Consider the following 6,954-nt stretch of genomic DNA (forward strand, 5'->3'; position numbering starts at 1 on the left):
CAGCCGTACGGTCCAGCCTTCCGCGCGGCCGAGTCCGGTACGGACGACCTCCGGCGGCACTCCCCGGACGAGCAGCACGCCTTCCCCGCAGTGGACGTCGAAGACCTTCTCGGCCACGCTGGTCCTGCACCCGGGCCAGTCGGTGGCCTCGGACCGGACGACCCTTGCCCTGCGGGCGGACGGAAATCTGGTCGTCGTCGACGAGAACGGCGTCGTCCGGTGGTCGTCGAAGACCGCCGGACCGAACCGTCAGGCGGTCTTCCAGAACGACGGGAACCTGGTCGTGTACGACAGCGCGTGGCAGACCCTGTGGTCCACGCGCACCGACGGGCACAACGGAGCCGAGCTCGTCCTGGCCGCCGATGGCAACGTACTGATTCGATACGGGACAACCGCCTTGTGGCAGACGGGCACGGCACATTGACACCCGATATCGGAAGCGGACGAGTCGCACGGTTGCGGGCGAGCCGCGCCGGCGACGCCTGGTTGCTCCATCCGCCCGGCGCGATGGACCGGCAGTCGTGGGTGTTCGCCGCCGGGCTGGCGCCCGACACGGAGTTCACCGTCGTGGTGGTCGACCTCCCGGACGGTGCGGGCGAGCCGGAGCTGGAGGCGGCGGCCCGCGCCGTTCCCACGGGGCGGGGCGGTCTGCGGCTGCTGTTCGGCCGTGCACCGGCCCAAGGGCCCGTGGCAGCCGGGCAGTGGCTGGCCGACCGGCTGGGCCGGACCGTGGTGACAGCGGCCGGCCTGCCCTGGCCGACGGCCGGCGGGGGGCTCTTCATCAGCGCGGACCGCGGCCAGGGCTGGGTGCGCTCCGAACCGGGGGGCCGGCCGGAGGCGGAGGGCCGCCGCTTCCCCAAGCCGTCCTGGGAGGGCGACGTTCCCGATCATCCGCAGCCGGTCGGGGCGACGACGGTGGCCGAGCCGATCGCCCCCGGCGTATGGCTGCGTTCGGCACACGAAAGCGACGAACAGCAGCGGCACCGGCTGTTTCTGGCGTCGCACCTGCACACCCGGCCGGACCTGATCAGCGTGGTGGCGGGCGTCCCCGGGGCGTCGGCGGCAACCGTGGCGGACGTCGCCCTCGTGTGGCATTCCCTGCCCGAGCGCAGTCGGCCTCTGGTGCGCTTCGTGTGGTACGGGCCGGTGCTGCGGCCGGCGGGCATCTCCTTCGAGGAAGCACTGTCCCAGGCGATCGGTGCGCCGGTACGGCTGGGCAACAGCCCGTTCGACGGCGGGTAGGCGTGCCCGTGCCGGCGCTTCCCGGGCAGCCGCCGGGACACCCGGCCGCCCGGCCCGGGCAGGCGGCCGTCAGGTACGGACGCCGTCCTTGGGACCGGGGGCGTAGGGGAGGTCTTCGGGGAGGAGGAGGGTGAGGGCCCGCAGGTCGGGGGTGGCGACGCTGCCGAGGCGGCCCGCCTGGCGGGTCATCATCGACTCGACCAGTTGGCGGGCCAGCCGGGCGTTGCCGAACGAACGGGTGCGCGGCAGCGCGTCCAGGTGGACCCGCAGGGCGTCCAGGGTCTCCGGGGCGCATTCGTAACCGGCCGTGGAGGTCTGCTCCTTGATGATGGCGAGGAGTTCGTCCGTGGAGTAGTCCTCGAACGAGACATGGCGGGAGAAACGGGACGCCAGTCCGGGGTTGGAGTCCAGGAAGCGGCCCATCTCGTCGGGGTAGCCGGCGGCGATGACGACCACCTCGTCGCGGTGGTCCTCCATGAGCTTCAGCAGGGTGTCCACCGCCTCGCGGCCGAAGTCCTGCGGGGAGTTCGCCGGGGTGAGGGTGTACGCCTCGTCGATGAACAGCACACCGCCCATGGCCTTTTCGAACGCCTCGGTGGTGAGCTGCGCGGTGTGGCCGATGTAGCGGCCCACCAGGTCGGCGCGCGCGACCTCGACCAGTTGGCCGCGCGGCAGGATGCCGAACGAGCGCAGCAGGTCGGCGTAGAGACGGGCGACCGTGGTCTTGCCGGTTCCGGGCGGGCCGGAGAAGACCAGGTGGTGGCTGACCTTGGGAGTGGGCAGGCCGACCGCGGCGCGCTGCCGGGAGGTGGTGAGCAGGTCCACGATGCCGCCGACCTCGCGCTTGACCGCGCCGAGCCCGATCATGCCGCGCAGCCGGGCCAGGACGTCCGAGTCTCCGGGAGCGCTCACCGAGCCGCCGCCCCTGACCTCGGCGGCCTCCTCGTCGCCGACGTCCTCGGGCAGGATCAGCATCAGGTCCGCCTCGCCGACCTCGGGCTGCGAGGCCAGCCGGAACGACTGCCGGTCGACCATCTCCTCGAAGACCTTGCGGGCGGCGCGGCCGTTGCCGAACGTGGCGTCGCGGCGCATCCGGGAGAAGTGCACATGCAGCGCCTGCACGGCCAGCGGGTCGAGAACGTAGCTGTGGCCGGTGCACATGTTCTCGGTGATGGTGACGAGTTCGTCCACCGAGTAGTTCTCGAACTCGATGGTGCGGGTGAAACGGGACGCCAGGCCGGGGTTGGCGGCGAGGAAGTCCTGCATCTCCTTGGAGTAGCCGGCGACGATGACGACGGCCTCGTCGCGGTAGTCCTCGATCAGTTTGACCAGCGTGTCGATGGCCTCCTGGCCGAAGTCGGCGCCCGAGCCCTTGCTGTCCGACAGCAGGGTGTACGCCTCGTCGACGAACAGCACACCGCCCAGGGCCTTTTCGAACACCTCGGTGGTCTTGATGGCGGTGCCGCCGATGACCTGGGCGACCAGGTCGGAGCGGGACACCTCGACGATGTGGCCGGAGGGCAGCATGCCGAGGTCGGCGAGGATGCTGCCGTACAGGCGGGCGACGGTGGTCTTGCCGGTGCCGGGCGGGCCGGCGAAGACCAGGTGCCGGCTCATCGGCGGGGCGGGGATGCCGAGCTGAGCGCGCCGCTGGGCCAGACGGCCGAGGCTGACGAGGGTGCTGACCTGGTGCTTGACCCCGGCCAGGCCGACCAGGGCGTCGAGTTCGGCGAACGGGCCCTCGGGGGCGGCGGGGGTGTTCTCGGGGGTGGGCGCGCCCTCCGCGGGGGTGCCGCCCGGCTGCTCACCGGGTTCGGCCGGCTGCGCTCCCGGCCAGACGTCGGCGACCTTGTTGTCCGCGCTGGTCAGGCCGTCCACCGAGAACTTGGGGCCGGGCTTGGAGTGCCGCAGTCCCGCGCCCAGGTTGGACCGTACGGTGCAGGCGGTGACGGAGACCTGCTCGGCGCTGTCGACGCGTATGCCGTCGCCGCTGTTGCCGCTCATCTCGGAGCCGTTCAGGGTGGCCCGGCCGCCGGCCGAGACCAGCACGCCGTGCCCGCCGGAGCGGGTGATCCGGGCACGTACCAGGGACAGTTCACCGCCGTCCTCGATGGCGACGCCCGAGCCGGAGCTTCCGGTCACCTCGCAGTCGCGCAGCGCGCCCAGCCCCCGGGCGCCGACGGAGACGCCGGCTTTCCCGGCGCCGCGGAACACGGAGTTGCCGACATGGGGATTGCCGTGGCCCTCGATCCGCAGCGCGGGCCCGGCGGAGTCGTGGACCTCGCAGTCCTCCAGGCGTCCCCTGCCGTCCTCGGCGACCAGCACACCGGGGCCGCGGGAGCCGGTGACCCGCAGGCGGCGCAGCAGCGGGTTGGCTCCGGCGCGTACGCACACTCCGGCACCGCCCGCGCCCGCGACGTCCAGCCGGTCGAACTCGGCCCCGGACTCGTCCACGAGCAGGACGCCGATCCCCTCGCTGTCGGCGACCTTGGTGCCGGTCAGGACCGGGGTGCTCGACTCGTCGACGTAGATCGCGGGCTGGGCGGCGGCGGTGAACGCGCACTCGGTGAAGTGGCCGCGGGCGCGGCCGGTGACGAACAGGCCGCTGCCGCGCGTACGGGCGGTGTCGCAGCGCGACACCTGCGGGTCGGAGCGGGCCGCCACGACGATCCCGTGGGCGGACGTGTCGTACACGTGGACCTCTTCGAGCACCGTACGGGCGGTGCTGGCGAGGTAGACGCCGATCGCGGAGTCCTTGACCAGCGTTCGTATCAGGCCGACGCCGGTGGCGCCCTCCAGGGCCACGGCGGGCTTGTCGGTGGACGAGATCTCGCAGTCCTCGACGGAGCCGCGGGACTGGCCGTTGGCGAGGACGCCGTTGCCCCGGGCGTCGCGCATCCGGCAGCCGCGCACGGTGGCCCTGCCCTGCTCGGTGATGACGACGGCGGAGGTGCCGAGGTGCTCGATGAGGCAGTCCTCGATCACGCTGCCCGCCGAGCCGGCCTCGACGATGCCGGCGCCGGCCGGGTTGCTGACCCGGCAGCCGCGCATCGCCAGCGAACCGCTGTCGCGGCTGAGGAGCGCGGTCCAGCCGGTGCCCAGCACCTCGCAGCCGTCCAGGGCGGCCTGCCCGCGGACCGCGTCGATCACCGGCAGGTCGCCCTCGCCGCCGCGCAGTACGAGGTCGGTGAGCATGACGGCGTCCGCGGCGAGGGTGACGGCGCTGCCCCGGTGGGGGGCGATCTCCACGCTGCCGCGCGGGCCGTCGGCCACGATGCTGACCCGGGTCCGCACGGTGAGGTTCTCGGGGTAACTGCCGGGCCGTACGCGGATGAGCGCGCCGGAGCGGGCCCGGGCGAGCGCGTCGCCGATCGTCGGGTAGTCGCCGGTGCCGTCCTGGCCGACGGTCATGAGCTGGCGTGCCACGCCCGATCCTCCTCAGTCCTGGTGCCGCCCGGTGCGCCGGAGCGCGTTCGCGCGGGTACGACAGGGACCATCCTGCCTGGACGCGGTGCCCGCCGCATACCCGGACCGGCGGCGGGTTCCCGGTTTCCCGGACGGGCCGCGTGCACCGGGACGCGGCGGACGGACCAGCCGACTCGTTTCTCCGGACGGCCTGTCACCGAGCGGGAGGTGACCAGGATACTCACCAGGTGCTTCGGCACGCGCGGCTCGCCCGGCTCACCCCCCGGCCGGAACAGGCACGCGGCTTCCCGTCACGCGCCGTGCACCACGATCTCCAGGTCGTCGCGGCGGATCTCCAGGACGTGCCGTTCGGGGAGCGCGGTCCACCGCGGCTCGGGCTGCGCCCACCCCGTGGAGGCCACCACGACCCTGCCGCTGTCCTGTCGGTAGTGCAGCCCGAAGTAGCCCGCTCCCCGGCGCTCGATGACCTCGGAGTGCGGGTCGTGCTCGGTGTACGCGTACAGGGCGGACGGGGTGAGCAGGAGGCAGTTCAGGGCGGCGAACCGGGTCGCCAGGGAGCGTATGTCGTCAGCGGTCTGCCGCAGCGCCTTGGCGGGTTCCATGCCGTCGTCCATGTACCGCCGCACGGCGAGGTAGTACCGCTCGCTGTCGGTGTCGCCCTCGGCGGTGACGAGCAGGGTGGGGCCGATCACGTCGTCCAGGCAGGTGGCGGGGTTGAAGTCGCCGTTGTGCGCGAAGGCGGCGCTTGTGTCGCCGAACGGGTGGGTGTTGGGCACGGAGACCGGGAACTGCGGGCTCGCCATCCGCAGGTGCAGCAGCGCCGCGTCGGTCGTGCACTCGTCGAGCAGCGGACGCAGAATCGGGCTGACGTCGGCCCGTACGGGCTCCTTGACGGCCTTCACGGCGTGAGTGGCGTCGCGGAAGGCCAGACCCCAGCCGTCGGCGTGCTCGCAGGCCAACTCGAGGAACGGGTCGAGGTCTTCGGCCAGCAGTTCGCTGACGGCGGCGGGCTGCCTGGCGACAGCACCGAGAAGTCGGCACATGGTGAGCACTCTTTTCATCGCACGGTGGACCGCGGCACGGTGAGGCACCGTGCCGCGCGGCTGGCACTCGCTGAGGGAGACAGGTGGTTCGGGGCATGACGGACGGCCGGCGGTGTGTCCGCGGCGGGCGGGCCGGCTGATCGAGGGATGGCGGAGGTACGGGGCTGGGTGCGGGCGGTCGGCGCTCCCGGCCCGACACGGAGGGCCGGAAACACGGGGCCCATGACCCGGGCCCGGGGCATCCGGCCGAGGGCGGCGTCCCGCAACCGCGTGCGGCACCGCGGCCCGGCGACGCCCGGGAGCCCCGTCCCGCTCTGACGGGACCCCCGGGGGTTGTGGACCGGGTCGGTCAGCCGGTGCCGGGGCTCCGGCCGGCGACCCGGCGCTCCAACTGGCCGGCCGCGAAGGCCAGCGCGGCGTTGACCAGTACGTAGACGAAGGCCACGACCAGATAGCTCTGGACGACCGTGTGGTTGAACTCGCCGAGTACCTTGGCCGAGTTGAGGAGTTCCAGGAAGCTGACGACGTAGCCGAGCGTGCTGTCCTTGAGCAGCCGGATGAGCTGGCTGATCAGGGACGGTGAGGCCTGCCTGACGGCCTGGGGCAGGACGATCAGGCGCATCGTCGGCCAGTGGCCCAGCCCCAGCGCGTGCCCGGCCTCCGTCTGCCCGGCCGGCAGGGCGCGGACCGCGGCACGGAAGATCTCCGCGAAGACGGCGGCGTTGGTGAGCACGATCGGCCAGACCAGCATCCAGAACAGCGGCAGGCGGACCCCTGCGTTGGGCAGGCCGAGCAGGAAAACGTAGATCAGCAGCAGCAGCGGGACGGCCCGCATCACCTCGACGTAGACGCCGGCGGGCCAGCGCAGCAGCCGGGTGCGCGCCAGGCGGGTCAGCGCCAGCAGGGCGCCCAGCGGCAGCGCCAGCGCGCCGCTGACCAGCGTGATGTGGACGGTCGCCCACAGCCCGGTCAGCAGGTACCGGACCACCGGCCACTGGACGAACAGGCGCCACTTGTCGGCGTCCAGCTGCCCCTTGGCGGCGAACTGGTGGAGCCCGGCCCAGACCAGTGCGGCCAGGACCAGAAGCGAGCACACCGTGGCCACCGCGATACGCCGCCGCCCGCGCGGTCCCGGCTCGTCGAAGAGCGGGTCCTCGCCCTGCGGCATCCAGGACGACAGCGAGAACCGGCCACCGCGGGCGCGGGCGCCGCGCACCGGACCGGTGCGCTCGACCAGGCCGAC

Annotated in this window: 4 protein-coding genes and 1 pseudogene; 2 read left to right on the top strand and 3 right to left on the bottom strand. The window is 73.0% G+C overall.

Annotation, left to right across the window (positions count from 1 at the left end; all coding sequences use genetic code 11):
- A pseudogene (locus VIW71_RS24445) lies at positions 1-424 on the top strand (hypothetical protein); the annotation flags it as partial.
- A gap of 83 nt (positions 425-507) precedes the next feature.
- Complete coding sequence (locus VIW71_RS24450) at positions 508-1,242, top strand: hypothetical protein (protein ID WP_331624762.1); 735 nt, start codon at positions 508-510, stop codon at positions 1,240-1,242.
- Positions 1,243-1,311: 69 nt separating this feature from the next.
- Here the strand turns inward: VIW71_RS24450 and VIW71_RS24455 are convergent, their stop codons facing one another.
- The 3 genes from VIW71_RS24455 to VIW71_RS24465 all read right to left on the bottom strand — a co-directional run.
- Positions 1,312-4,668, bottom strand: coding sequence for a right-handed parallel beta-helix repeat-containing protein (locus tag VIW71_RS24455; protein ID WP_331624763.1), 3,357 nt, complete (start codon positions 4,666-4,668; stop codon positions 1,312-1,314).
- 290 nt (positions 4,669-4,958) lie between these two features.
- A complete protein-coding gene (locus VIW71_RS24460; protein WP_331624764.1) occupies positions 4,959-5,711 on the bottom strand; it encodes a class II glutamine amidotransferase in 753 nt (250 codons plus the stop codon).
- A 349-nt stretch (positions 5,712-6,060) separates the two neighbouring features.
- The coding region (locus VIW71_RS24465) for an amino acid ABC transporter permease (protein ID WP_331624765.1) at positions 6,061-6,954 on the bottom strand (894 nt) is incomplete at its 5' end.

Origin of the sequence: Streptomyces sp. (assembly GCF_036524955.1) — a bacterium.
In the GTDB taxonomy this organism is placed as follows: domain Bacteria; phylum Actinomycetota; class Actinomycetes; order Streptomycetales; family Streptomycetaceae; genus Actinacidiphila.

Coding starts and splice junctions, on each gene's coding strand:
- VIW71_RS24460 (WP_331624764.1), bottom strand. CDS start 5,711: ATGTGCCGACTTCTCGGTGCTGTCGCCAGGCAGCCCGCCGCCGTCAGC.
- VIW71_RS24450 (WP_331624762.1), top strand. CDS start 508: ATGGACCGGCAGTCGTGGGTGTTCGCCGCCGGGCTGGCGCCCGACACG.